At 72.3% G+C, this 23,571-nt stretch carries 20 protein-coding genes; 10 read left to right on the top strand and 10 right to left on the bottom strand.

Going from position 1 to position 23,571, the window contains the following annotated elements:
• Nucleotides 1-13: 13 nt before the first annotated feature.
• Nucleotides 14-1,015: an NUDIX hydrolase gene (locus FHS34_RS20155; protein WP_184967361.1), complete on the top strand. Its 1,002-nt coding sequence runs from the start codon at nucleotides 14-16 to the stop codon at nucleotides 1,013-1,015.
• The gene (locus FHS34_RS20150) at nucleotides 1,012-1,842 is read left to right on the top strand and encodes an MBL fold metallo-hydrolase (protein WP_184967359.1); all 831 of its coding nucleotides are present in this window, start codon (nucleotides 1,012-1,014) and stop codon (nucleotides 1,840-1,842) included. The genes FHS34_RS20155 and FHS34_RS20150 overlap by 4 nt, the downstream gene beginning before the upstream one ends.
• 77 nt (nucleotides 1,843-1,919) lie before the next feature.
• Here FHS34_RS20150 and FHS34_RS20145 read toward each other — a convergent pair whose 3' ends face one another.
• Together FHS34_RS20145 and FHS34_RS20140 are read right to left on the bottom strand one after the other, a co-directional pair.
• Nucleotides 1,920-2,669, bottom strand: a complete 750-nt coding sequence (locus tag FHS34_RS20145; protein WP_372478571.1) for a nucleotidyltransferase domain-containing protein — start codon at nucleotides 2,667-2,669, stop codon at nucleotides 1,920-1,922.
• 269 nt (nucleotides 2,670-2,938) lie between these two features.
• Nucleotides 2,939-3,613, bottom strand: coding sequence for a Crp/Fnr family transcriptional regulator (locus FHS34_RS20140; protein ID WP_073887802.1), 675 nt, complete (start codon nucleotides 3,611-3,613; stop codon nucleotides 2,939-2,941).
• Between the two features lie 275 nt (nucleotides 3,614-3,888).
• On the opposite strand from FHS34_RS20140, the gene nth reads away from it, so the two are divergent.
• The 3 genes from nth (at nucleotide 3,889) to FHS34_RS20125 (ending at nucleotide 6,955) form a co-directional block, all read left to right on the top strand.
• A complete protein-coding gene (gene nth / locus FHS34_RS20135; protein ID WP_184967357.1) occupies nucleotides 3,889-4,914 on the top strand; it encodes an endonuclease III in 1,026 nt (341 codons plus the stop codon).
• A gap of 55 nt (nucleotides 4,915-4,969) precedes the next feature.
• Nucleotides 4,970-5,665, top strand: coding sequence for an NUDIX hydrolase (locus tag FHS34_RS20130; RefSeq protein WP_184967354.1), 696 nt, complete (start codon nucleotides 4,970-4,972; stop codon nucleotides 5,663-5,665).
• A gap of 90 nt (nucleotides 5,666-5,755) precedes the next feature.
• Nucleotides 5,756-6,955 (top strand): MarP family serine protease, encoded by a 1,200-nt coding sequence (locus FHS34_RS20125; RefSeq protein WP_184967352.1) that lies wholly within the window; start codon nucleotides 5,756-5,758, stop codon nucleotides 6,953-6,955.
• A gap of 15 nt (nucleotides 6,956-6,970) precedes the next feature.
• Here the strand turns inward: FHS34_RS20125 and FHS34_RS42640 are convergent, their stop codons facing one another.
• The 6 genes from FHS34_RS42640 to FHS34_RS20100 all read right to left on the bottom strand — a co-directional run bounded on the left by FHS34_RS42640 (nucleotide 6,971) and on the right by FHS34_RS20100 (nucleotide 14,870).
• Nucleotides 6,971-7,150 (bottom strand): hypothetical protein, encoded by a 180-nt coding sequence (locus FHS34_RS42640; RefSeq protein WP_225817466.1) that lies wholly within the window; start codon nucleotides 7,148-7,150, stop codon nucleotides 6,971-6,973.
• A 139-nt stretch (nucleotides 7,151-7,289) separates the two neighbouring features.
• Nucleotides 7,290-8,225, bottom strand: a complete 936-nt coding sequence (locus FHS34_RS20120) for an alpha/beta fold hydrolase (RefSeq protein WP_184967342.1) — start codon at nucleotides 8,223-8,225, stop codon at nucleotides 7,290-7,292.
• Nucleotides 8,222-8,710: a phage holin family protein gene (locus FHS34_RS20115; protein ID WP_184967340.1), complete on the bottom strand. Its 489-nt coding sequence runs from the start codon at nucleotides 8,708-8,710 to the stop codon at nucleotides 8,222-8,224. The genes FHS34_RS20120 and FHS34_RS20115 overlap by 4 nt, the downstream gene beginning before the upstream one ends.
• 125 nt (nucleotides 8,711-8,835) lie before the next feature.
• Nucleotides 8,836-10,272, bottom strand: coding sequence for a Na+/H+ antiporter NhaA (nhaA, locus tag FHS34_RS20110; protein ID WP_184967338.1), 1,437 nt, complete (start codon nucleotides 10,270-10,272; stop codon nucleotides 8,836-8,838).
• Between the two features lie 204 nt (nucleotides 10,273-10,476).
• On the bottom strand, nucleotides 10,477-12,432 hold the full coding sequence (gene acs, locus FHS34_RS20105) for an acetate--CoA ligase (RefSeq protein WP_184967336.1): 1,956 nt from the start codon (nucleotides 12,430-12,432) through the stop codon (nucleotides 10,477-10,479).
• 92 nt (nucleotides 12,433-12,524) lie between these two features.
• Nucleotides 12,525-14,870 carry a SulP family inorganic anion transporter gene (locus tag FHS34_RS20100; protein WP_184967333.1) on the bottom strand — a complete coding sequence of 782 codons (2,346 nt, stop codon included), beginning with the start codon at nucleotides 14,868-14,870 and terminating at the stop codon, nucleotides 12,525-12,527.
• 336 nt (nucleotides 14,871-15,206) lie between these two features.
• On the opposite strand from FHS34_RS20100, the gene FHS34_RS20095 reads away from it, so the two are divergent.
• Nucleotides 15,207-16,472 carry a polysaccharide deacetylase family protein gene (locus FHS34_RS20095; RefSeq protein ID WP_184967331.1) on the top strand — a complete coding sequence of 422 codons (1,266 nt, stop codon included), beginning with the start codon at nucleotides 15,207-15,209 and terminating at the stop codon, nucleotides 16,470-16,472.
• 3 nt (nucleotides 16,473-16,475) lie between these two features.
• Here FHS34_RS20095 and FHS34_RS20090 read toward each other — a convergent pair whose 3' ends face one another.
• Nucleotides 16,476-17,456 carry an ATP-binding protein gene (locus tag FHS34_RS20090; RefSeq protein WP_184967329.1) on the bottom strand — a complete coding sequence of 327 codons (981 nt, stop codon included), beginning with the start codon at nucleotides 17,454-17,456 and terminating at the stop codon, nucleotides 16,476-16,478.
• A 100-nt stretch (nucleotides 17,457-17,556) separates the two neighbouring features.
• Between FHS34_RS20090 and FHS34_RS20085 the strand changes: the two genes are divergently transcribed.
• The gene (locus FHS34_RS20085; protein ID WP_184967327.1) at nucleotides 17,557-18,381 is read left to right on the top strand and encodes a Fic family protein; all 825 of its coding nucleotides are present in this window, start codon (nucleotides 17,557-17,559) and stop codon (nucleotides 18,379-18,381) included.
• A gap of 336 nt (nucleotides 18,382-18,717) precedes the next feature.
• On the opposite strand, the gene FHS34_RS20080 is transcribed toward FHS34_RS20085, so the two are convergent.
• The gene (locus tag FHS34_RS20080) at nucleotides 18,718-19,548 is read right to left on the bottom strand and encodes an HAD family hydrolase (protein WP_184967324.1); all 831 of its coding nucleotides are present in this window, start codon (nucleotides 19,546-19,548) and stop codon (nucleotides 18,718-18,720) included.
• 593 nt (nucleotides 19,549-20,141) lie between these two features.
• Between FHS34_RS20080 and ssd the strand changes: the two genes are divergently transcribed.
• From ssd to FHS34_RS20065, 3 genes are all read left to right on the top strand, one after another.
• The gene (gene ssd / locus FHS34_RS20075) at nucleotides 20,142-21,248 is read left to right on the top strand and encodes a septum site-determining protein Ssd (RefSeq protein ID WP_184967322.1); all 1,107 of its coding nucleotides are present in this window, start codon (nucleotides 20,142-20,144) and stop codon (nucleotides 21,246-21,248) included.
• Nucleotides 21,245-22,435 (top strand): TadA family conjugal transfer-associated ATPase, encoded by a 1,191-nt coding sequence (locus FHS34_RS20070; RefSeq protein ID WP_184967321.1) that lies wholly within the window; start codon nucleotides 21,245-21,247, stop codon nucleotides 22,433-22,435. Before ssd ends, FHS34_RS20070 begins: the two co-directional genes overlap by 4 nt.
• Nucleotides 22,436-22,698: 263 nt before the next feature.
• A complete protein-coding gene (locus FHS34_RS20065; RefSeq protein ID WP_184968077.1) occupies nucleotides 22,699-23,544 on the top strand; it encodes a type II secretion system F family protein in 846 nt (281 codons plus the stop codon).
• Nucleotides 23,545-23,571: the final 27 nt, after the last annotated feature.

Genomic DNA, 23,571 nt, shown 5'->3' with positions numbered 1-23,571 from the left:
ATAGCCTCCGGCCATGGCGAACGGTCAGTGGTACCCCCCGGAGTGGCCGGACCGCATCCGCGCGCTCGCGGACGGCTCGCTCACCCCGGTGACCCCCAGGCGCGCGGCCACGGTGCTGCTCCTGAAGGACACCCCGGACGGCCCGGTCGTCCACATGCTGCGCAGACGCGCCTCCATGGCCTTCGCCGGAGGCGCGTACGCGTATCCCGGGGGCGGTGTCGACCCGCGTGACGACGACCGTCAGATCCGCTGGGCGGGCCCCACGCGCGCGTGGTGGGCCGAGCGGCTCGGCGTCGACGAGGCGGGCGCCCAGGCGATCGTCTGCGCGGCCGTACGGGAGACCTACGAGGAGGCCGGCGTACTGCTCGCCGGGCCCGACCCGGAGTCGGTCGTCGGCGACACCACGGGGGACGACTGGGAGGCCGACCGGGCCGCCCTGGTCGCGCGCGAGCTGTCCTTCGCCGAGTTCCTCGACCGGCGCGGCCTGGTGCTGCGCTCGGACCTGCTGGGCGCCTGGACCCGGTGGATCACCCCGGAGTTCGAGGCCCGCCGCTACGACACGTGGTTCTTCGTGGCCGCCCTGCCCGAGGGACAGCGCACCCGGAACGCCTCCACGGAGGCCGACCGCACGGTGTGGATCCGCCCCGCGGAGGCCGCCGCCGGGTACGACAAGGGCGAGCTGCTGATGATGCCGCCCACCGTCGCCACCCTGCGCCAGCTGCTCCCGTACGGCACCGCCGCCGAGACGCTGGCCGCCGCGCCCGGGTGCGACATGACGCCGGTGCTGGCGCGCGCCCGCCTGAGGGACGGCGAGATCGTCCTGTCCTGGCCCGGCCACGACGAGTTCACCAAGCACGTCCCGGCGGCCGGGACCGCGACGGTGACGACGGCGGCGAAGGCGACGAAGGCGGAGCTGCCGGCCGTCGAGGCGGGTACGCGGAAGAACAGCCCGGCGGACCCTCCGGCCGTCACTGCGCCCACCACCCCGTCGACCACCGGTGGAGGCCCCGCATGACCGACGCAAGTGCCCTGCCGGGCCAGCCCCGGGGCGGAGTCCTCTCGGGACCGGCCACCGAACGGGCGGTCAACGTCCTCGCGCCCAACGCCTCCGCGATGACCCTGGACGGCACCAACACCTGGATCGTGGCCGAGCCGGACTCCGACCTGGCCGTCGTGATCGACCCGGGGCCGCTGGACGACGACCACCTGCGCAACGTCGTCGACACCGCCGAGAAGGCCGGCAGGCGCATAGCCCTGACCCTGCTGACCCACGGTCACCCCGACCACGCGGAGGGCGCCGCCCGCTTCGCGGAACTCACCGCCACGCGCGTGCGTGCCCTCGACCCGGCCCTGCGACTCGGCGACGAGGGCCTGGCCGCGGGCGACGTGATCGCCGTCGGCGGCCTGGAACTGAGGGTCGTACCGACACCCGGGCACACCGCGGACTCGCTGTCCTTCCATCTCCCGGCCGACCGGGCGGTGCTGACCGGAGACACCATCCTCGGGCGCGGTACGACGGTCGTGGCGCACCCCGACGGCCGGCTCGGAGACTACCTGGACTCCCTGCGGCGGCTGCGGTCCCTGACGGTGGACGACGGCGTGCACACCGTCCTGCCGGGCCACGGGCCGGTCCTGGAGGACGCCCAGGGCGCCGTCGAGTTCTACCTCGCCCACCGCGCCCACCGGCTCGCCCAGGTGGAGACCGCGGTCGAGGACGGCCACCGCTCCCCGGCCGAGGTCGTCGCCCACGTCTACGCCGACGTGGACCGCTCACTGTGGCCGGCGGCGGAACTCTCGGTCCGGGCCCAGCTGGACTACCTCAGCGACCACGGGCTGATCTGAGGCCCGCCGTCCGGACCTTGCCGTGGGTGCGGGGCCGGGCCGGCTTGATCCGGAGGGGGCCTGGTCCAGGCAGGGCCCTAGTCCGGTCGAGGCGCCTTGGTGCCGTGCACGCGCGCGTACTCCTCGGCGAGCCAGGGCCCGAGGTCGTCCACGTACGACCGCAGGACGCCCGCGTCGCCGACGGGTTCGTAGCCGTAGTGGGCCGCAGTACGCATCTGTGACGCCCGCTCGGGGTGGTACGCGGAGAACGCCTCGGCCATCTCCCGCAGGTCGCTGGTCCAGCCCTGCCAGCGGGGCATGACCAGGGTGAAGCCGGTGCGGACCAGGTGCCGGGACATGAAGCGCACGAGCGGCCGGCGGGCCTCCTCGGTGTCCGGGGCCCCTTCGATCCGCTCCCGCCAGCCCGGCAGCCGGCGGGCGAGGTCGCCGTTGGTCTCGCGGGCGAGCAGGGAGTCGGGGCGGTAGCGGGGGAGGCGCTCGGCGAGGTCCTCGCCGAGCAGCGGGGTGCACAGGCAGGCGACGAACCAGCCGAGGTCGTACCGTTCCATCTCACTCAGCAGCCGCTCCCGCCCGTAGAGCAGCGTGCCGACGCCGTCGATCTGTCCGAACTCCTCGTCCACCGCCTCCCCGAGGGCCCGTACGGCGTCCCGGTCCGCGTCGGCCGGCTCCTCGCGCAGGGCGACCAGGAGGTCCAGGTCGCTGCGCCCCACGCGCGCGGTGCCGCGCGGAATCGACCCGTAGAGGTACGCGCTGTGCAGCCGTTCCCCGAATACGTCCGGGAGCCGGTCGCGGGCGGCGGCCACGACCGGGCGGAAGACGTCCGGCACCCGCGTGAGGGAGCCTTCACGGGCGATGAAGCCCTGGGCGTCGAGTCCGGGACGGCGGACGGCCCCGGCCCCGTCCACGCCGTGCGTGCCGCTGGTGCGGGCCGTGCCGTCTGTGAGGTCCGAGCGGTTCATGGGGCCACTGTGCCGCGTACGACTGCCCCGGACAGCCGGTTTTCGGAGGCGGGACAGCCGTGACAGCCCGTCCGGCGCCCTGGGACGAGGCCGGTCGGGCCGGGGTGGGGTTCCGGGGGCGGCAGCCCCCGGGACGGTCAGCGTGACCGCTTGGCCAGCCTTTCGACGTCGAGCAGGATCACGGCGCGTGCCTCCAGCCGGAGCCAGCCGCGCTGGGCGAAGTCCGCGAGGGCCTTGTTCACGGTCTCGCGGGAGGCACCGACCAGCTGGGCCAGTTCCTCCTGGGTGAGGTCGTGGACGACGTGGATGCCCTCCTCGGACTGCACGCCGAAGCGGCGCGAGAGGTCCAGCAGGGCGCGGGCCACGCGGCCGGGGACGTCGGAGAAGACCAGGTCCGACATGGCGTCGTTGGTCTTGCGCAGCCGGCGGGCGACGGCGCGCAGCAGGGCGCCGGCCACCTCGGGCCGCACGTTCAGCCAGGGCTGGAGGTCGCCGTGGCCCAGGCCGAGCATCTTGACCTCGGTCAGCGCGCTGGCGGTCGCCGTACGCGGGCCCGGGTCGAACAGCGACAGCTCGCCGATCAGTTCGCCGGGGCCGACGACGGCGAGCATGTTCTCCCGGCCGTCGGGGGAAGTGCGGTGCAGCTTGACCTTCCCCTCGGTGACGACGTACAGCCGGTCGCCTGGGTCCCCCTCATGAAAGAGTGAGTCGCCGCGTGCGAGGGTCACCTCACTCATGGAGGCGCGAAGCTCCGCGGCCTGCTCGTCGTCGAGAGCCGCGAAGAGCGGGTTGCGCCGCAGAACGTCGTCCACGAGTTCTCTCCTTGTCGACCTGCTCAGGGGATATTGCTCCCCGGTGTACCAGGGGACCGTGTTCCCCGTTTTGCCGGACGGTCCAAACAGTGTGATCTGTCACAAGGATGCCGCACAGGTGTCCCGGGGTAAGCGTCAGGGGTCCAATCGGGGGCCGGTCCACGGGGTCCGGGGCGGATGTCGGCGCCGGGCTTTAGGCTGGCCGGGTGTCCAAATCGCCGGTGAGAGCACAGGCCAAGGGGGCTGGGCGGGTGGTTGTACGTCGCGATTCCGCTGTGGGCGAACACGCTTCCGGAGGAAGTAGTAAAACACGCAAATCGGCTAAAAAGGCTGTCGTAGCTCCGGAGAACTCCTCGCAGCAGGCCGCGCCCGCGAAGAAGGCCGCGCCGGCGAAGAAGGCGGTCGCCGTCGGCAGCGTCGAGAAGGAGGCGGCCGGGGCCAGGGGTGCCGCGAAGAAGGCGGCCGGCGCCAAGGGTGCCGAGAAGAAGGCCGCGGCCGTGAAGAAGATCGCCGTCAGGCCGCCGTCCGGGGAGTCGTCCACCGCCCTGGTGCGGCGGGCCCGCCGCATCAACCGCGAGCTGGCCGAGGTGTACCCGTACGCCCACCCGGAACTGGACTTCGAGAACCCCTTCCAGCTACTGGTCGCCACGGTGCTGTCGGCCCAGACCACCGACCTGCGCGTCAACCAGACGACCCCGGCTCTCTTCGCCAGGTACCCCACCCCCGAGGACCTCGCCGCCGCCGACCCGGAGCAGGTCGAGGAGATCCTGCGCCCCTGCGGCTTCTTCCGCGCCAAGACCCGGTCGGTCATAGGGCTTTCCAAGGCCCTCACCGAGGACTTCGGCGGCGAGGTGCCCGGCAGGCTGGAGGACCTGGTCAAGCTGCCCGGCGTGGGCCGCAAGACGGCCTTCGTCGTCCTCGGCAACGCCTTCGGGCGGCCCGGGATCACCGTGGACACCCACTTCCAGCGGCTGGTCCGGCGCTGGCGGTGGACCGAGGAGACCGACCCGGACAAGATCGAGGCCGCCGTCGGCGCGCTCTTCCCGAAGAGCGACTGGACCGACCTGTCCCACCACGTGATCTGGCACGGCCGCCGGATCTGCCACGCCCGCAAGCCCGCCTGCGGCGCCTGCCCCATCGCCCCCCTCTGCCCGGCCTACGGCGAGGGCGAGACCGACCCGGAGAAGGCGCAAAAGCTCCTGAAGTACGAGAAGGGCGGCTTCCCCGGGCAGCGGCTGAAGCCACCGCAGGCCTACCTCGACGCGGGCGGCAGACCGGCGCCGCCGCTGGGGGCCGCGTGACGGAACGATCTAGGGGCCCTCGGGCGTTGGAGAAGGCAGAGCGACGGGGGTGGCGATGACGAGGGCAAGCGAGACACGAGGCGGTCCGGTGACGCTCAGCAAGGAAGGGCTGCCGGACTGGCTGGATCCCGTCGCGCACGCCGCCGAGACGGTCCAGCCGCTCCAGCTGAGCCGCTTCCTGCCGCCGGAGAACGGCTCCGGGCGGCAGTCGGCCGTGCTGATCCTGTTCGGCGAGGGAGCGCACGGCCCCGAGCTGCTGCTCATGGAGCGCTCGGGCTCCCTGCGCTCGCACGCCGGACAGCCGTCCTTCCCCGGCGGCGCACTGGACCCCGAGGACGGCGACCCGCAGGGCGACGGCCCGCTGCGGGCCGCGCTGCGCGAGGCCGAGGAGGAGACCGGGCTCGACCCCTCCGGTGTGCAGCTCTTCGGCGTCCTGCCCCGGCTGTACATCCCGGTCAGCGGCTTCGTCGTGACACCCGTGCTCGGCTGGTGGCGCGAGCCCAGCCCGGTCGGCGTCGTCGATCCGAAGGAGACCGCCCGGGTCTTCACCGTCCCCGTGTCGGATCTCACGGATCCCGCCAACCGCGCCACCGCCGTCCATCCCAGAGGCCACAGCGGTCCGGCATTCCTGGTCGAATCGGCCCTGGTGTGGGGATTCACGGCCGGAGTGATCGACCGCCTCCTGCACTACGCGGGCTGGGAACGCCCGTGGGACCGTGCGAAGCAGGTCCCGCTCGACTGGCACGCATGACAGGGTGATCCCCGTGCTGTATCGCCCGGGGCGACCCCCGGGCCCCGGCCGAGCTGCTGGGAGCGGAGTGAGTAGGCGAGGCCTGAAGCAGTGAACGTGCTGGACATCCTGTTGCTCGTCGCGGCCGTGTGGTTCGCGGTGGTGGGCTACCGCCAGGGCTTCGTCGTCGGCGTCCTGTCGGTGATCGGGTTTCTGGGCGGTGGCCTCGTCGCCGTGTACACGCTGCCCGTCATCTGGGACGCCATGACCGACAGGACGGAGGTCGGCACCACCGCCGCCGTCGTGGCCGTGGTCGTCGTCATCGTCTGCGCCTCCGTGGGCCAGGCCCTGACCACCCACCTCGGCAACAAACTGCGCAGGTACATCACCTGGTCCCCGGCCCGTGCCCTGGACGCCACCGGCGGAGCGCTGGTCAACGTCGTCGCGATGCTCCTGGTGGCCTGGCTGATCGGCTCCGCCCTGGCCGGCACGACCCTGCCCACGCTCGGCAAGGAGGTCCGCGGCTCCAAGGTGCTCCTCGGCGTCTCCCGGGCGCTGCCCGCACAGGCCGACACCTGGTTCGCGGACTTCTCCTCCGTGCTCGCGCAGAACGGCTTCCCGCAGGTCTTCAGCCCGTTCTCGGACGAGCCGATCAAGGACGTGCAGCCGCCCGACCCGGCCCTCGCGAACGGCCCGGTGGCCCTGCGCGCCCAGCGCTCCATCGTCAAGGTCACCGGCACCGCCCAGAGCTGCGGCAAGGTCCTGGAGGGCACCGGGTTCGTCTTCGCCGACCGCCGTGTGATGACCAACGCGCACGTGGTCGGCGGAGTCGACGCGCCGCGGGTGCAGATAGGCGGCGAGGGCCGCAAGTACGACGCCAAGGTCGTGCTGTACGACTGGAAGCGCGACATCGCGGTACTCGACGTACCGGACCTGAGGGCGACCTCGCTGCGGTTCACCGACCAGGACGCGAGCGGAGGCGACGGCGCGATCGTCGCGGGCTTCCCCGAGAACGGCGCGTACGACGTGCGCGCGGCGCGGGTCCGCGGACGCATCACGGCCAACGGCCCGGACATCTACCACCGCGGCACGGTCCGCCGCGACGTGTACTCCCTGTACGCCACCGTCCGTCAGGGCAACTCCGGCGGCCCGCTGCTCACTCCGGCCGGCAAGGTGTACGGAGTGGTGTTCGCCAAGTCCCTCGATGACGCGGACACGGGCTACGCCCTGACGTCGGACGAGATCCGGGCCGACATCGAACGGGGCCGTACGGCGAACGAGCAGGTGGACACGGACAGCTGCGCCCTGTAGGACGGCGCGGCGGCGTCAGGCCCGCGGGTGACGCAGGCGCACCGAGACCCAGCGGGCCCGGCGGCGGAGGATACGCGGAATTCCCACCCGGAGGTCGCCATCCGCGAGTTGCGGGGTGCCTCGCTGAGGCATGCTCAGGCCAGCGGCCGAGCGGCGGTTGCGGGGTGCGTCACTGTAGTCGTGCGTCCAGCCCATACCCCGACGTGTGCCCCCGCCCGAAGGTCGATAACCGCCTCCGCGCCGCCCAATTGGCCTATGCGGCAGGCATGTGGCCGTTCGGGGGACATCTGTTCACGATACGGATACTCCGCGCATCCAATTGCTCACAGAACGGTCACCGGTCGGGCTCGGGATCCTTGAGCCAGTTGACCAGTTCGGTGGAGAAGGCCGCCGGGTCCTCCTCGTGGGGGAAGTGGCCGAGGCCGTCGAACAGCCGCCAGCGGTACGGCGCTTCGACGTACTCGCCCGAACCGGCCGTGCTGCGCGTGCGGGTCACCGGATCCAGCGAGCCGTGCAGATGCAGCGTCGGCACGCGCACCGGCCGTTTCATCCGGCGGTAGAACTGCACGCCGTCCGGGCGGGCCAGCGAGCGCACCAGCCAGCGGTACGGCTCGATCGAGCAGTGCGCGGTGGAGGGGATGCACATGGCCCGCCGGTACGTCTCCACGGCCGCGTCCTCGGGTAGCCGCGGCCCGGACCAGTCCCGGATCAGCCGGCCCACCAGCGCGCCCTCGTCCGCGGTGAGTTGACGCTCCGGGAGCCACGGCCGCTGGAACCCCCAGATGTAGGAGTTGGCGGCCGTCTGCCGGGCGTCCCGCAGCATGGCCGCGCGCCAGCGCCGCGGATGCGGCATGGACACCACGGCGAGGCGCCGCACGAGCTTGGGCCGCATGGCCGCCGCCGTCCACGCCAGATAGCCGCCGAGGTCGTGGCCGACCAGCGCGGCGTCCGGTTCGCCGAGCGAGCGGATCACCCCGGTGACGTCCAGGGCCAGGTTGGCGGGGTCGTACCCGCGGGGCGTGCGGTCGCTGCCGCCGACGCCCCGCAGGTCCATCGCCACCGCCCGGTAGCCCGCGTCCGCGAGCGCGGCCAGCTGGTGCCGCCACGTCCACCAGAACTGCGGGAAGCCGTGCAGGAGCAGCACCAGGGGGCCGTCGCCCAGCTCGGCGATGTGGAAGCGGGCGCCGTTGGCGGCGACATCCCGGTGGGTGACCTGCCTCCCGTCCGGGAGGTCGATCCGCACGGGTGAGAGGGCGGCGGGGTCCGTCATGACGACGAGCGTGCCACAGCCTTGATGGCCGCGGGCGCCCGGTCCTCGGGCAGTTCCGGGCGCGGGTGCGGCTTGGCGTTCTGCAGGACGCCCGCCGTCTCCTTCATCGAGGCGGCCACCTTCTGCGGGCCCTGGCTCTTCTTGGCCTTCTTCGCGAACACCACGCCGATGAGCGCGAGGAAGCCGGCGATGAGCACGTTGGCCGCGAAGGACAGCAGGAAGCAGACGGCCAGGTTCCAGCCGCTCCAGGTCCTGATGCCGTACGCCAGGGCGAAGTTGAGCATCGGCAGGGAGAAGACCAGCACCGCGCCGGCGACCGAGAAGGCGCCACCGCTCACCGCGCCCTTCTTCACGTCCTGCTTCAGCTGGGCCTTGGCCAGGGCGATCTCGTCGTGCACCAGCGCCGACAAATCGGTCGTCGCCGAGGCGAACAGCTGGCCGATGCTGCGTTCGGCGCCGACCGGGCTGCCGTCGGGTGCGCTCATCGCGTTCTCCCTCAGAGGTCTCTCGTGCCGCACATGCGCTGTGTGGAACGGCCGTCGGTTCCGTACGGCCATCCGGGTAGCCGTCGTGCGTGTGCGGCCGTCTTGTTTTGTACCGTCTCGTCAGATCATGCCGGACCGCCGCTCTCCTCGCCTGCCCCGCCCGGTACTTCGGCAAGCCCGTGGCGTGCCTCGGCCGCCCGCTCGGCCGCCAGACGCCGGTGTTCGGCGGCTTTGCGCTCGTGGATCGCGGCCATGCGGAGGTGGTACGCCGGGTCGTCCTGCTCGTAGACGTCCGGGATGCCGTCGAGGTCCTCGTCGCGCTCCTCGTCCTCGCACAGCCCGCGGTACCGGGCATTGCGCAGCTTCAGCAGCACCGTCGCGCACACCGCCGCGATCAGCGATCCGGTGAGGACGGCCGCCTTCACCTCGTCCGTGAGCACGGCGTCGCCCTCGAAGGCCAGCTCACCGATGAGCAGCGAGACCGTGAAACCGATCCCGGAGAGCGAGGCCACGGCGAAGACGTCGGCCCAGGCCAGCTCCGTGCTGAGCTGGGCGCGGGTGAAGCGGGCGGTCAGCCACGTGCCGCCGAAGATGCCGACCGCCTTGCCCACGACCAGGCCGAGCACGACGCCGAGCGTCTCGGGCCTGGCGAACACGTCGCCGAGCGCCCGGCCGGATATCGGCACACCGGCGCTGAACAGCGCGAACAGCGGGACGGCCAGCCCGGCCGACAGGGGCCGCACCAGATGCTCGACGTGTTCGGCCGGGGAGTGCCGCTCACCTTCTCGGGGGGTGCAGCGCAGCATCAGGCCCATCGCCACGCCGGCGATGGTGGCGTGCACGCCGCTGTTGTACATCAGTGCCCAGACGACGAGGGCGAGCGGCACGTACACGTACCAGCCGCGCACGCCCTTGCGCAGCAGCAGCCAGAACACGGCGAGGCCGGCGGCGGCCCCGCCGAGGGCGGCGAAGTTCAGCCGGTCCGTGAAGAAGACCGCGATGATCAGGATCGCGAAGAGGTCGTCGACGACCGCGAGCGTGAGCAGGAAGGCGCGCAGGGCGCTGGGCAGTGAGGTGCCGATGACCGCGAGGACGGCGAGGGCGAAGGCGATGTCGGTGGCGGTGGGCACCGCCCAGCCCTGCGGAGAGCCGTGCCCGGCGAGGGCGGTGAGCGTGTAGACGAGCGCCGGTACGGCCATCCCGCACAGCGCCGCCACGACCGGCAGCACGGCCGCCCGGGGGTCGCGCAGGTCGCCTGCGACCAGCTCACGCTTGAGCTCGATGCCGGCGACGAAGAAGAACACGGCGAGCAGTCCGTCGGCGGCCCAGTGGGCCACGGAGAGATGCAGGCCGAGGGCGCCGGGGCCGAGGTGGAAGTGGCCGACGCTCGTGTAGCTGTCGCGCAGGGCGGGGATGTTCGCCCACAGCAGCGCCGCGACGGCGGCCAGGAGCAGCAGGGTGCCGCCCACGGTCTCGGTGCGCAGCGCGTTCGCGACGAAGGTCCGCTCGGGCAGGGACAGCCGGCCGAGGACCTTGCGGGGGGTGGTGCGGGGCGCGGTCACGGGAGACCTCCGGGGGCAGGCGGGACGCACATGCCGACCAGACTTCCCGGCGCACCTGGCGTGCCGCTCCTGCGGCACTTTGTTTAGTTTACCTAACGTGGGGCGTGCCGGGTCCGGTGATCTTTACGTTAGTCACCCGCGGGGCACCCGGCACGTTCGCCGGCCGAGTGCCCCCCGGGGTGCCGTTCACGCCTCCGGGTGCGCTCAGTCCTCGCTGGGCGCAGAGGGCAGTTTGTCCTGGATGAGCGACATGACCGTACTGTCGGTCAGGGTGGTGACATCGCCCAGCTCCCTGTTCTCCGCGACGTCCCGCAGCAGGCGCCGCATGATCTTGCCGGAGCGGGTCTTGGGCAGCTCCGCGACCGGCAGGATCCGCTTGGGCTTGGCGATCGGACCGAGCGTGGCACCGACGTGGTTGCGCAGCTCACCGACGAGCTGGTCGGTCTCCGAGACCGTGCCGCGCAGGATCACGAACGCGACGATGGCCTGGCCGGTGGTCTCGTCCGCGGCGCCCACGACGGCGGCCTCGGCGACCGACGGGTGCGAGACGAGCGCGGACTCCACCTCGGTGGTGGAGATGTTGTGCCCGGAGACGAGCATCACGTCGTCCACCCGGCCCAGCAGCCAGATGTCGCCGTCGTCGTCCTTCTTCGCCCCGTCCCCGGCGAAGTACTTGCCCTCGAAGCGGGACCAGTAGGTGTCGAGGAACCGCTGGTCGTCGCCCCAGATGGTGCGCAGCATCGACGGCCACGGCTCGGTGAGCACCAGGTAACCGCCGCCGCCGTCGGGCACCTCGTTCGCCTCGTCGTCGACGACGGTCGCGCTGATGCCGGGCAGCGGCCGCTGCGCCGAACCGGGCTTGGCCTCGGTGACCCCGGGCAGCGGCGTGATCATCATGGCGCCGGTCTCGGTCTGCCACCATGTGTCCACGACGGGCGTGGCGTCGGCCCCGATGTGCTTGCGGTACCAGACCCAGGCCTCGGGGTTGATGGGCTCACCGACCGACCCCAGGACCCGCAGGCTGCTCAGATCGAACTTGGCGGGGATGTCGTCGCCCCACTTCATGAACGTCCGGATCGCGGTGGGCGCGGTGTAGAGGATCGTGACCTTGTACTTCTGCACGATCTCCCAGAACCGGCCCTGGTGCGGGGTGTCCGGCGTGCCCTCGTACATCACCTGCGTGGCGCCGTTGGCCAGCGGGCCGTACACGATGTACGAGTGCCCGGTCACCCAGCCGACGTCGGCCGTGCACCAGTACACGTCCGTCTCCGGCTTGAGGTCGAACACCGCCCAGTGGGTGTAGGCCGTCTGGGTGAGGTAGCCGCCGGAGGTGTGCAGGATGCCCTTCGGCTTCCCCGTCGTACCGGAGGTGTAGAGGATGAACAGCGGGTGCTCCGCGTCGAACGCCTCCGGGGTGTGCTCGGCCGACTGCCGGCCCACCAGCTCGTGCCACCACACGTCCCGCTCGCCGTTCCAGACCACCTCCTGCCCGGTACGGCGCACCACGAGCACGTGCTCGACACCGCCCGCCTTCTCGACCGCCTCGTCGACGGCCGGCTTGAGCGCGGACGGCTTGCCGCGCCGGTAGCCGCCGTCGGCGGTGATGACGACCTTGGCGGCCGCGTCCTGGATCCGGGTCGCGAGAGCGTCCGCGGAGAATCCGCCGAAGACGACCGAGTGCGCCGCGCCGATACGGGCCGAGGCCAGCATCGCGATCGCGGTCTCCGGGATCATCGGCATGTAGATGGCGACCCGGTCGCCCTTGCGCACGCCCAGCTCCAGCAGGGCGTTGGCGGCCCGGGAGACCTCGTCCTTCAGCTCCGCGTAGGTGATCGCGCGGCTGTCGCCGGGCTCACCCTCGAAGTGGATGGCGACACGGTCCCCATGGCCCGCCTCCACATGCCGGTCCACGCAGTTGTACGCGGCGTTCAGCTCGCCGTCCTTGAACCACTTCGCGAACGGCGGGTTGGACCAGTCCAGCGTCTCGGTCGGTTCCTTGGCCCAGGTCAGCCGACGGGCCTGCTCGGCCCAGAAGCCGAGCCTGTCAGCCTTGGCCTGCTCGTACGCCTCCGCGGTGACGTTGGCGTGCGCGGCCAGGTCGGCGGGCGGCGCGAACCTGCGCTCTTCCTTCAGCAGGTTGGCCAGGCTTTCGTTGCTCACGACATCTCCCTTTCGAAGGGTGTCCGTTGTGTCCCAGGCCACAGCTCATCAGACGCGGGGGTCCGATGACAAGGGTCGACGGAAAAATTGGTTTAGACCTGTCCCCGGCTCCTGGGTCGTGCCGGGCCGCATGCCTCCTCACCTCGGCGGACGCCTTCCGCGACGTCCTCGAACACCGTTCCTCCCTCCGGTCCCGCGAGCAGGTACGCCTGGGCCTCGCCCACGTGGAAGTACATGCCGTGCAGCTCCAGCTCTCCCCTGGCCAGCGCCCGGGCGACCGGCTCGTGCGCCCGCAGGTGCGCCAGCTGCTGGACGACATTGGTCAGGCACAGCAGCTCCACCGCGTCAACGGGGGCCCGCCCGGCCAGCCGGGGCCGGCCGCGCAGGTCTCCGGCCATCCGGGTCAGACTCGGCAGCCCGTGCCGCAGCCACCGCCGCAGCGGAGTGCTCCGGTCATCGGGCCCGGTGGTGAGCAGCGCCTGCATCGCCCCGCACCCGGAGTGCCCGCACACCGTGATCGAGCGCACCCCGAGCACGTCCACCGCGTACTCGATGGCGGCGGCCACCGAGTCGTCACCGTGCTCCTCGCCCGGCGGCGGCACCAGGTTGCCGACGTTGCGGACGACGAACAGGTCGCCGGGACCACTGGCTGTGATCATCGACGTGACGAGCCGGGAGTCGGCGCAGGTGAGGAACAGCTGGGCGGGTCGCTGGCCCTCCCGGGCGAGCCGCGCCAGCTCGTCGCGCACCAGCGGCGCGGTGTTCCGCTGGAACGAGCTGATGCCACGGGCCAGTTCCCGGCCCGCCTCCCGCCCGGCCGGGGCGGCGGGGGCACCGGCGAAGCAGGACTGATGGTTGCGCCAGGGGGTCCAGGGGTGGCACCGGCACTCGGCGGGCGGGGCCTGCCCGGCGGTCCGGATTCCGTCGCGCCGGCCCGTCAGCTCGGCCGTTCCACCCCGTGCGAGGTGGGCACCGCGCCAGTCCTGCAGCGACTCGTACGCCGCGTGGTCCATGAACGAACCGTCCAACTCCACGACGGCGTGGGTGCCTTGGGGTACGAGATGCAGTGCTCTGCTGAGCCGGGGCACGGCGAGGAAGGTCAGCTGGCCGCGGACCCGTACGTGATGGACTCCTTCCTTCTCGGTGTGGGTGATGCGGGTGTGGGCGAGGCGGTGCAGGGCGATGGCGACGGCCACGGCGACTCCGAGGCACACGCCCTGCAGGACGCCGAGGAACACCACACCGAGTGCGGTCGCGGCGTAGACCGGCACTTCGCGGTGGCGCGTCACCGTGCGGATGTGGTGCAGGGACACCATCTGGATGCCGACGGCCATCACCAGTGCGGCGAGGGAGGCGAGCGGGATCTCCTCCAGGACCGGGACCATCAGCAGCGCGGCGACTACTACGAGAACGCCGTGCAGCATCGTGGAGTTCCGGCTGACCGCCCCTGATTTCACGTTCGCGGTACTGCGCACCGCCACTCCCGCGACCGGCAGCCCGCCGAGGGCTCCCGAGACGATGTTGGCGGCGCCCTGGCCGAGCAGTTCCCGGTCCAGGTCGGAGCGGCCGACACGGGACTGGGGCCCGGGACGGGAGGCGACCAGTTTGTCCACGGCCACCGCCCCGAGCAGCGACTGCACGCTGCACACCAGGGTGGTGGTGAGCACGGCGGCCGCCACACCGAGCACCGGTCCCTCGGGGAGTCCGGCCAGGGCGTGGCTGTGCCAGGACGGCAGGTCGACCCGGGGCAGGGCCAGGCCGGTGAGGGCCGCGGTGGCGGCGGCTCCGCTCACGGCCACGAGGGCGGCCGGCACCTTGCGCAGCAGCCGGCCGGCGCGCCCGGGCAGGCGCGGCCAGGCCAGCAGCAGGGTCAGGGTCAGCACGCTCATCGTCACCGCCGCCGGGTGCAGGCCGGCCAACTGGGCGGGCAGATCCCGCAGGTTGGCGAGGACGGAGCTGTCCGGGCTGCCGCCGAGGACGATGTGCAGCTGGGCGACGGCGATGGTGATGCCGATGCCGGCGAGCATGCCGTGCACCACGGCCGGGCTGACCGCGAGCGCGCCGCGCGCCACTCGCAGGCAGCCGAGGCCGAGCTGGGCGACACCGGCGAGCACCGTGATACCGCAGGTCGCCCGCCAGCCGTAACGGTGGATCAGGTCGGCGGTGACCACGGTGAGTCCGGCGGCGGGCCCGCTGACCTGGAGCGGGCAGCCGCCCAGCCGTCCGGCGACGACTCCGCCGACGGCGGCGGCGACGAGGCCGGCCTGCAGCGGGGCGCCGGTGGCCAGGGCGATGCCGAGGGACAGGGGCAGGGCGATCAGGAAGACCGCGACGGCCGCGGACAGGTCGGCGCCCTCGATCCGGGGGCGGCGGCGTGTCGGTGCGGGGCTGTGCGGCGAGTGGGGGTGCTCGGTGTGAAGGGGTGCGCAGGCTGGCATGTTCCCGTCTCCTCCGGGGCGGCGCGGTCGCGGACTGGGTGGGCCCGCCGTGATGGGCGGGGTCGGTCGCGGCCGTGGGTCACGGCGTGCAGCGGCGGGATGGAGCAACGCTCGGTAAAAGAACCGTAATGCCACGTAAAGGTCAAGCATGATTTTTCGGGGCAAACGGGGCAGAAGATCGCTCGCCGGAGTGAACTAATCATTTGATCGGCTTGTCGTACTAATTCCTTCTCGATCTTGTGCGACCTTGACGGCGCTGCCAGGCCAAGCCCGGCAAATCACCACAAATGGCCCTCGTCAGCGTGTGCCTGAGAGAAGGAAGAAGGTGGGCGGAACATGGCCGCCACCCAGAGGATCGCCGTCGGCGCCATGGTCGCCGCGGCCTGTGCGGCGTCGCTCGCCGGCTGTGCGACCGACTCCAGCGGTGCGAAGCAAGGGGCGTCCGGCCCGCGGAAGGGGGCGCCGGCGCCGGGCAGTGTGTTCCGGCCGATCGGCGACGGATCCACCGCGTACACCGGATCCCAGCCGCATCTGCCCAGCCCTGAAAGGCTGAGTCCCGGTCAGAAGCCTCCGCAGTTCGTGGTCTTCTCCTGGGACGGCGCGGGCGAGGACAGCCAGAAGCTGTTCTCGCACTTCCGCAAGGTCGCCAAGGAGAACAACGCGACCATGACCTACTTCCTCAGCGGCGTGTACATGCTGCCCGAGGAGAAGCGCGACCTGTACAAGCCGCCGCAGCATGCGCCGGGCCGCTCCGACATCGGCTTCAACGACGAGCAGGGCATCGCCGACACCCTCGAACAGGTACGACTGGCCTGGCTGGAGGGCAACGAGATCGGCACCCACTTCAACGGTCACTTCTGCGGGCCCGACGGCGGTGTCGGCACCTGGTCGGTGGACGAGTGGAAGAGCGAGATCGCCCAGGCCAAGAAGTTCGTGAAGTCCTGGAGGACCAACGCCGGGATGAAGGACGAGGCCCCGCTGCCCTTCGACTACGAAAAGGAGCTGATCGGCGCCCGCACACCCTGTCTGGAGGGGCAGAAGAACTTCATGAAGGCCGCCCGCCAGCTGGGCTTCCGCTATGACTCCAGCGGGGTCAACGACCAGATCTGGCCCAAGAGGAAGGAGGGGCTGTGGGACCTGTCCATGCAGCTGGTGCCCTTCCCGGGGCACACCTATGAGCAGCTGACCATGGACTACAACTTCATGGTCAACCAGTCCGGCACCGAGACCCAGGGCGACCCGGACAAGTTCGACTACTGGGGCAGCCAGATGCGCGACGGGCTCCTGAAGGGCTTCTACCGCGCCTACGACGGCAACCGCGCGCCCCTGATCATCGGCAACCACTTCGAGTCCTGGAACGGCGGCACCTACATGCGCGCCGTCGAGGACGTGGTGAAGGAGGTGTGCACCAAGCCCGAGGTGCGCTGCGTCTCCTTCCGCCAGCTGGTCGACTGGCTGGACGCCCAGGACCCGGGGACCCTGGCCCGGCTGCGCACCCTGGAGGTGGGCGAGGCGCCCCGGCAGGGCTGGGCGTCCTTCCTGTCCGGCCGGCCGGCCCCGGCGCCCAAGGGAGTGCCCGGGGCGCCGGCGGACAAGCGGTAGGCGTCAGGCGGGCGTCGCCACACTCTCGCCGAGCACGAAGTGGGGGTCGACCTGGGCCGCCAGGTCGATCCCCGTGCGCTCGTTCCCCCAGGACTCGGCGTTCTTCAGGTGGAAGTGCACCATCTGACGGGTGTAGCGCTCCCAGTCGCGCCGCTCGTGGGTGGCGTCGACGGTGGCCCGGAGGGTGTCCAGGGCGCGGGCGTTGGTCTCCTCCAGGAGATCGAACCGGGGCGGGCGGCCCTTCTCCATGGCGCGCACCCAGTCCGAGCGTCCGACCGTCACGAGCAGGTCGTCCCCGACCTCGTCGCGCAGGAAGTCGATGTCGTCCGGTTCCTGGATCTTGTTGCCGACCACCTTCAGGGCGACCCCGAAGTCGCGGGCGTACTCCTTGTACTGGCGGTAGACGGAGACCCCCTTCCGGGTCGGCTCGGCGACGAGGAACGTCATGTCGAAGCGGGTGAACATGCCGGAGGCGAAGGAGTCCGAACCGGCCGTCATGTCGACCACGACGTACTCGTCGGGGCCGTCGACGAGGTGGTTCAGGAACAGCTCCACCGCTCCCGTCTTGGAGTGGTAGCAGGCGACCCCCAGGTCGGCGTCCGTGAAGGGGCCCGTGACCATCAAACGGACGGCGCCGCCGTCGAGTTCCACCGGACGCGCGCAGGCGTCGTAGACCGGGTTGGGCTCCCGGACCCGGACCAGCCGCGAGCCCTCGCCGGGCGGCGTCGTCTTGATCATCGTCGCGGCCGAGGCGATGCGCGGGTTGTTGCCGCGCAGGTAGTCCTTGATCAGCGGCAGACGTTCGCCCATGGCGGGCAGTGCCGCCGCCTCCTCCTCGCCGAGGCCGAGTGCGGGGCCGAGGTGCTGGTTGATGTCCGCGTCGATGGCGACGACCGGGGCGCCGGCGGCGGCGAGATGGCGGATGAAGAGGGAGGAGAGCGTGGTCTTGCCGCTGCCGCCCTTCCCGACGAAAGCAATTTTCATGTTCACCAAAGGTAGTCGGGCGATAGCTGTACGTGTCAGGGGGAGTGAAGAAGACCACTCCTTCGTGGGGTCGGCCGGTGAGGTGCGTACTGTCGTACTCATGAGTACGACAGGCGCGACCGCCGATCCGCTCGCGGCCCTGGGCTCGCTGCCCGGTGTGGCCGAGTCCGTGGAGTCCGTGCGCAAGGCCGTGGACCGGGTCTACGGGCACCGGATCATGCGCCGCCGCAGCAACGAGATCACCTCCGAGGCGGCGCTGCGCGGCGCCCGTGGCTCGGCTGCCCTGTCCGGTGCGGACTGGGCGCTGGAGGAGGTGCGGCGGCGCACCGACTTCGGCGCCGACGCCGAGGCCCGGGTCGTCGGCGCGGCCCTGCGGCTCTCCGCCGAGGGGGGACAGCTGCTGTCCATCTGGCGCCAGTCGCCCCTGCGGGTGCTGGCCCGGCTCCACTTGGTCGCCGCGGCGAGCGACGACGACCGGGTCGGCAGGCCGCGGCAGGCCGGCGAACCGGTGGACGAACCGCTGGTCGAGCTGCCGCTGCCGGCCGCCGGGGAGGTCGCGGGACGGCTGGAGGGGCTGGCGGACCTGATCATCGCCGGTACCTCGGCCCCCGCCCTGGTGACGGCCGCCGTGGTGCACGGCGAGCTGCTCGCGCTGCGCCCCTTCGTGTCCCACAACGGCCTGATCGCGCGCGCGGCCGAGCGGATCGTGCTGATCGGCAGCGGGCTGGACCCGAAGGCGATCTGCCCGGCCGAGGTCGGACACGCCGAGCTGGGCCGCGCCTCCTATCTGGCCGCCCTCGACGGTTACGTCTCCGGCACCCCCGAGGGCATGGCGGCGTGGATCGCCCACTGCGGCAGGGCGGTGGAGCTGGGCGTGCGTGAGTCGACGGCGGTGTGCGAGGCGCTGCAGCGCGGCGCGGCCTGAGGAGAAGCCCCGGACAAGGGTTGCGGCGGTACGATTTTTCGTACCGCCGCTGGCATGCTCACCCGGTTACCAAGCGTCCTCGATATGTTGCCCATCAGGTCGGGATACTTTGCCCGTCACCTGGTGCGGCTGGCCCGTAATCGACGGGTCGACGTCGCGTGGGTGCCCGATGTTCATGCGGGGTCCGTGGGGCCAAGTGCGTAGTGTCAGGGGATCCTCTCGGATGTCCTTTGGTCTCGCGGGCCTACGTTCTTTGTACCGCGAGCCGGGACGAAGCGGAACCCCTGCCTGCACTTCTTTACTTTCAGGTGCGAACAGGGGTGAATCGGGTGCGGGTCAGGCCGTGCCGCGACGCCGGCTGGTGTACCAGACGAGCCCGGCGGTCGCGGCCGCCGCGCTTAGGGCCGCCGCCGCGACCAGCGCAGGGCGGGGCGGGACGGAGAACGTGGGCAGCCGCTTCTTGAGCGGGACCGGGCGGCGGAACTCCAGAACCGGCCACCCTTGCGCGAGTGCCTCGCGGCGCAGCGCGCGGTCCGGGTTCACCGCGTGCGGGTGGCCGACGGTCCGGAGCATGGGCAGATCGGTCGCCGAGTCGCTGTAGGCGTAGCAGCGGTCGAGGTCGTAGCCCTCGGACGCGGCGAGCTCCCTGACGGCCTCGGCCTTCGTCGGGCCGTAGGCGTAGTACTCCACCTCTCCGGTGAAACAGCCGTCCTCGCCCACGACCATGCGGGTGGCGACCACGCGGTCCGCGCCCAGCAGCTCGCCGACCGGTTCGACCACCTCCGCGCCCGAGGTGGACACGATCACGACGTCGCGGCCGGCCGCGTGGTGCTCCTCGATGAGGGAGGCGGCCTCGTCGTAGATGATCGGGTCGATCAGGTCGTGCAGGGTCTCGGCGACGATCTCCCGGACCTGCTGGACGTTCCAGCCTCGGCACAGCGCGGAGAGATACTCACGCATGCGCTCCATCTGGTCGTGGTCGAGGCCGCCGGCCAGGAAGACGAACTGGGCGTATGCGGTACGCAGGGCGGCCCTGCGGTTGATCAGACCGCCTTGGTAGAAGGACTTGCTGAAGGTGAGCGTGCTCGACTTAGCAATGACCGTCTTGTCCAGGTCAAAGAAGGCTGCTGCGCGGGGCAAGGAGTGGTTTTCCACGTCCCTGAGCATAGGCGCCCACCATTCGGCGTAAGGTGGGGCGCGTGGGTTTGCCTGAGAGGGCTCTCGGGTACACCATGGAAGTCACGGATCGTTCGCGACCGTGCTAACCCGGTCCGACTCCTCCCCCCCCCGAGTCGGCCGTGGGGACGACCCCCGCTCTCCCCCCCGGCGGGGGTCGTCGCATGTCCGGATGGGTTTTCCCCTCCTTCTCCTTCCTCCGCGCGGCCGCACGGCCGGCATCGTGCCGTTGTCGGCACCGCTTCGGCATGTCCATGATCTGTTACTGAGGGTAATTGCGGCGCTGCTCTGTGGAAGTCGCACAGGGATCAGTACAGGGGTCACCGGTATGGGTGACGGAGTTATTCACAGGACCGGCGTTGTCCACAGTTTTCGCCCAAGATCCACTTTATTTCGCGGATCGCTGCACCGTGATTCCCACGCGCTTCGGCCACGGCGAGTTCATGGCCGGTTCTGATTGCCCGGGCGCGTATGGCCGGTTCCTATCGGCCGTTCATATGGAGGCCGCTTGCCGGTTCTTCACACCTTTGGGAATCGCGTGGCCGTCGGGGCCGCGCGGCCCGTGCAGCGAAGGGGGAACACCCGTGACCGGAACCGTCACCCACGACCCGCCGCCCGGCCCCGGAGACCGGCCCGGACGGCCGCTCATCCTCACCGAGGACGCCGCGCTCCTGGACGATCTGCTGCGCCTGTGCGCGGCGGCGGGCGCCACACCCGAGGTCCACCACGGCGTACCGGAATCCGGCGACGGCTGGGCGGCGGCCCCGCTCGTGCTTGTCGGCGACGACGCCGCCCGCCGGGTGAACGGCGTCGCGCGCCGGCCCGGAGTGGTGCTGGTCGGCCTGGACCAGGACGACCCAGGGGTATGGAAACGAGCCGTCCAGATCGGAGCCGACCACGTCCTGATGCTCCCCGACGGCGAGCCGTGGTTGGTCGACCGCATCGCCGACGTCGCCGAGGGCATCGGCCGCCCGGCCCTCACCGTCGGGGTGATCGGCGGCCGGGGCGGTGCCGGGGCGTCCACGCTCGCCTGCGCGCTCGCCGTCACCTCCGCACGCGAAGGACTGCGCACCCTGCTGGTGGACGCCGACCCGCTCGGCGGCGGACTCGACGTACTCCTCGGCGGCGAGGGCGCGGAAGGGCTGCGCTGGCCCGCCTTCGCCGCCTCCCGGGGCCGCGTCGGCGGTGGCGCCCTGGAGGAGTCGCTGCCCCAGCTGCACTCCCTTCGCGTGCTCAGCTGGGACCGCGGCGACTGCGTCGCCGTTCCTTCCCCGGCGGTGCGCGCGGTGCTGGCCGCCGCCCGGCGGCGCGGCGGCACGGTCGTGGTCGACCTGCCCCGCCGGCTCGACGAGGGGGTCGCCGAAGCCCTCGCCCAGCTCGACCTGGCCCTGCTCGTCGTCCCGGCCGAACTGCGGGCGGTCGCGGCCGCCGGCCGGGTCGCCTCCGCCGTCGGCATGGTCGTACGCGACCTGCGGGTGGCGGTGCGCGGGCCCTACGCACCCGGCCTCGACGACCGCGAGGTGGCCCGGCTGCTCGGTCTGCCGCTGGCCGGCGAAGTACCCGTCGAACCGGCGCTGCTGCGCCCGCACGGCGCCGCGAAGCCCCCCGGCGCGACCGGGCGGGGGCCGCTCGCCCGCTTCTGCGCGCACTTCTGGGAGCGCGCGCTCGTCGAGGCGGGAGGCACCCGATGACCCTGCCCGGACTCGACCGGGCCGACGGCGCGGCCCTGCTCGACGGCGTCCGCCGCTGGCTCGCCGAGAGCGGCGCCGAACCCACTCCCGCCCGAGTGGCCCAGGCACTGCGCGAACAGGGCCGGGTGCTCGGCGACGCCGAGGTCCTCGGCGCGGCCGAACACCTGCGGTCCGAACTCGTCGGCACCGGCCCCCTGGAACCGCTGCTCGCCGACCAGGACGTCACCGACGTCCTGGTCTCCGCCCCGGACCGGGTGTGGGTGGATCGCGGCGGCGGACTGCAACTGACCCCGGTGACCTTCCCCGACGCGGCCGCCGTGCGTCGTCTCGCGCAGCGACTGGCCGCCGTCGCCGGACGCCGGCTGGACGACGCCCGGCCCTGGGCGGACGCGCGGCTGCCCGACGGAACCCGGCTGCACGCGGTGCTGCCCCCGGTCGCCGTCGGCTGCACCTGCCTGGCCCTGCGGGTGGTACGGCCCCGGGCCTTCACCGTCGAGGAACTCGTCGCGGCCGGCACGGTGCCGCCCGGCGGCGACCGGATCCTGCGGGCGCTGCTGGCGGCCCGGCTGTCCTTCCTGGTCAGCGGCGGCACCGGATGCGGCAAGACCACCTTGCTCAGCGCCCTGCTCGGCCTCGTCGGACCGGGCGAACGGATCGTGCTCGCCGAGGACTCCGCCGAGCTGCGGCCCGACCACCCGCACGTCGTCCGGCTGGAGACCAGGCCCGCCAACCAGGAGGGCGCAGGCCTGGTCACCCTGGAGGACCTCGTGCGGCAGGCGCTGCGGATGCGGCCGGACCGGCTGGTCGTCGGCGAGGTACGCGGACCCGAGGTCGTGCATCTGCTCGCGGCCCTCAACACCGGACACGAAGGCGGCTGCTGCACGGTTCACGCCAACGCCGCCGCGGATGTACCGGCCCGGCTGGAGGCGCTGGCCACGGCCGCCGGGCTGGACCGGGCCGCGCTGCACAGCCAGCTGGCGGCCGCCCTCTCGGTGGTGGTGCACCTGGTGCGGGACCGGTCCGGACGGCGCCGGATCGACGAGGTGCATGTGCTGGAGCGGGACGCCGGCGGGCTGGTGCGGACGGTACCCGCACTGCGCTGGGGCGAGCGGGCGTTCGCGCGGGAGCGGGGTTGGGAGCGGCTGCGGCACCTCCTGGCCGCGTCGGGTGAGTTCGCGGACGAGTGAACAGTCCGGGCGGGCGGGGGCTGTGTGCGGGGTGATGCCCGGACGACGGGAGGCGGGGCGGTGTGCGGGGTGGGTTCCCCGGACTGCGAGAGGCGGGGGCCGTGTGTCGGGGTGGGGCCCTGGAGGGCGGAAGGCCGGAGTCCCGTGCGAGGCGGTTCCCGGATGGCGGGAGGCGGATGCCCCGGTGGCGAGAGGTGGGACCCGTGAGCGGGCCGGGTCCCTGGATGACGAGAGAGGTGACGGAAGTGATCGGTGGGACGTCCATGGGAGCCGCGCTGCTCTGTCTCGGCGCGCTGGCCTGGCTGCTGGGAGGCCGGCACTACGGGATGCGCAGGGCCCGGCTGCTACTGGCAGGCGGCGGGACGGTGGCGACCGGACCGCCCGCCCCGGAACGGGCACTCGCGGAACTGCGGCGCTGGGGCGGCCGGTTGGGCGCCGAGTGGTGGGCGCCGGTCGCCGGCCTTGTGGTGGCCCTGCTGGGCTCCTCGGTGATTCCGGTCGTCGCGGGGGCGGCCGGGGTGCCGGTGCTGCGCCGGGTGCGGCTGGCCCGGCAGGCCCGGCAGGACCGGGAACGGCGGGCCGACGCGGTGATCGCCCTGTGCGGGGCGCTCGCCGGGGAGGTGCGGGCGGGACGGCAGCCGGGGGCGGCGCTGCTGCGGGCCGCGCGGGACTCCGGCGGACTCGGTGACGCGCAGGCCGCCGTGGTGGCGGCGGCGCGGTTCGGCGGAGACGTGCCCGGCGCGCTCGCCGCGGCGGCGCGGCAGCAGGGCGCCGAAGGGCTGCTCGGACTCGCCGCGTGCTGGCGCGTGGCGGTGGACCAGGGAGCCGGACTCGTCGCCGGCCTGGACCGGCTGGAGGCGGCCCTGCGCGCCGAGCGGGACCAGCGGGCCGATCTGCGGGCCCAGTTGGCGGGAGCCCGCGCCACCGCGGTGCTGCTCGCCGCGCTGCCCGCCCTCGGCCTGCTCCTCGGCACGGCCATGGGAGCGGATCCGTTGCGCGTCCTGCTGCACAGCGGAGCAGGTCTCGGCTGTCTGGCCGCCGGGGCGGTGTTCGAGACGGCCGGGATGTGGTGGGCGGTGTGGATCGTGCGGAGGGCCGAGGCGGTGTGAGAGGGGGGCCGGGCCGGGGGTGGTGTG

This window comes from Streptomyces echinatus (genome assembly GCF_014203595.1).
In the GTDB taxonomy this organism is placed as follows: domain Bacteria; phylum Actinomycetota; class Actinomycetes; order Streptomycetales; family Streptomycetaceae; genus Streptomyces; species Streptomyces echinatus.
This window is presented reverse-complemented; position numbering and strand designations above follow the sequence as displayed.

What these genes read in the sequence shown, in the direction of transcription:
- FHS34_RS20155 (WP_184967361.1), top strand. Translation starts at nt 14, where the DNA reads ATGGCGAACGGTCAGTGGTACCCCCCGGAGTGGCCGGACCGCATCCGC.
- FHS34_RS20150 (WP_184967359.1), top strand. Translation starts at nt 1,012, where the DNA reads ATGACCGACGCAAGTGCCCTGCCGGGCCAGCCCCGGGGCGGAGTCCTC.
- FHS34_RS20130 (WP_184967354.1), top strand. Translation starts at nt 4,970, where the DNA reads ATGACGAGGGCAAGCGAGACACGAGGCGGTCCGGTGACGCTCAGCAAG.
- FHS34_RS20095 (WP_184967331.1), top strand. Translation starts at nt 15,207, where the DNA reads ATGGCCGCCACCCAGAGGATCGCCGTCGGCGCCATGGTCGCCGCGGCC.
- FHS34_RS20120 (WP_184967342.1), bottom strand. Translation starts at nt 8,225, where the DNA reads ATGACGGACCCCGCCGCCCTCTCACCCGTGCGGATCGACCTCCCGGAC.
- FHS34_RS20070 (WP_184967321.1), top strand. Translation starts at nt 21,245, where the DNA reads ATGACCCTGCCCGGACTCGACCGGGCCGACGGCGCGGCCCTGCTCGAC.
- FHS34_RS20090 (WP_184967329.1), bottom strand. Translation starts at nt 17,456, where the DNA reads ATGAAAATTGCTTTCGTCGGGAAGGGCGGCAGCGGCAAGACCACGCTC.
- FHS34_RS20065 (WP_184968077.1), top strand. Translation starts at nt 22,699, where the DNA reads ATGGGAGCCGCGCTGCTCTGTCTCGGCGCGCTGGCCTGGCTGCTGGGA.
- FHS34_RS20085 (WP_184967327.1), top strand. Translation starts at nt 17,557, where the DNA reads ATGAGTACGACAGGCGCGACCGCCGATCCGCTCGCGGCCCTGGGCTCG.
- FHS34_RS42640 (WP_225817466.1), bottom strand. Translation starts at nt 7,150, where the DNA reads ATGGGCTGGACGCACGACTACAGTGACGCACCCCGCAACCGCCGCTCG.
- FHS34_RS20100 (WP_184967333.1), bottom strand. Translation starts at nt 14,870, where the DNA reads ATGCCAGCCTGCGCACCCCTTCACACCGAGCACCCCCACTCGCCGCAC.
- FHS34_RS20115 (WP_184967340.1), bottom strand. Translation starts at nt 8,710, where the DNA reads ATGAGCGCACCCGACGGCAGCCCGGTCGGCGCCGAACGCAGCATCGGC.
- FHS34_RS20080 (WP_184967324.1), bottom strand. Translation starts at nt 19,548, where the DNA reads ATGCTCAGGGACGTGGAAAACCACTCCTTGCCCCGCGCAGCAGCCTTC.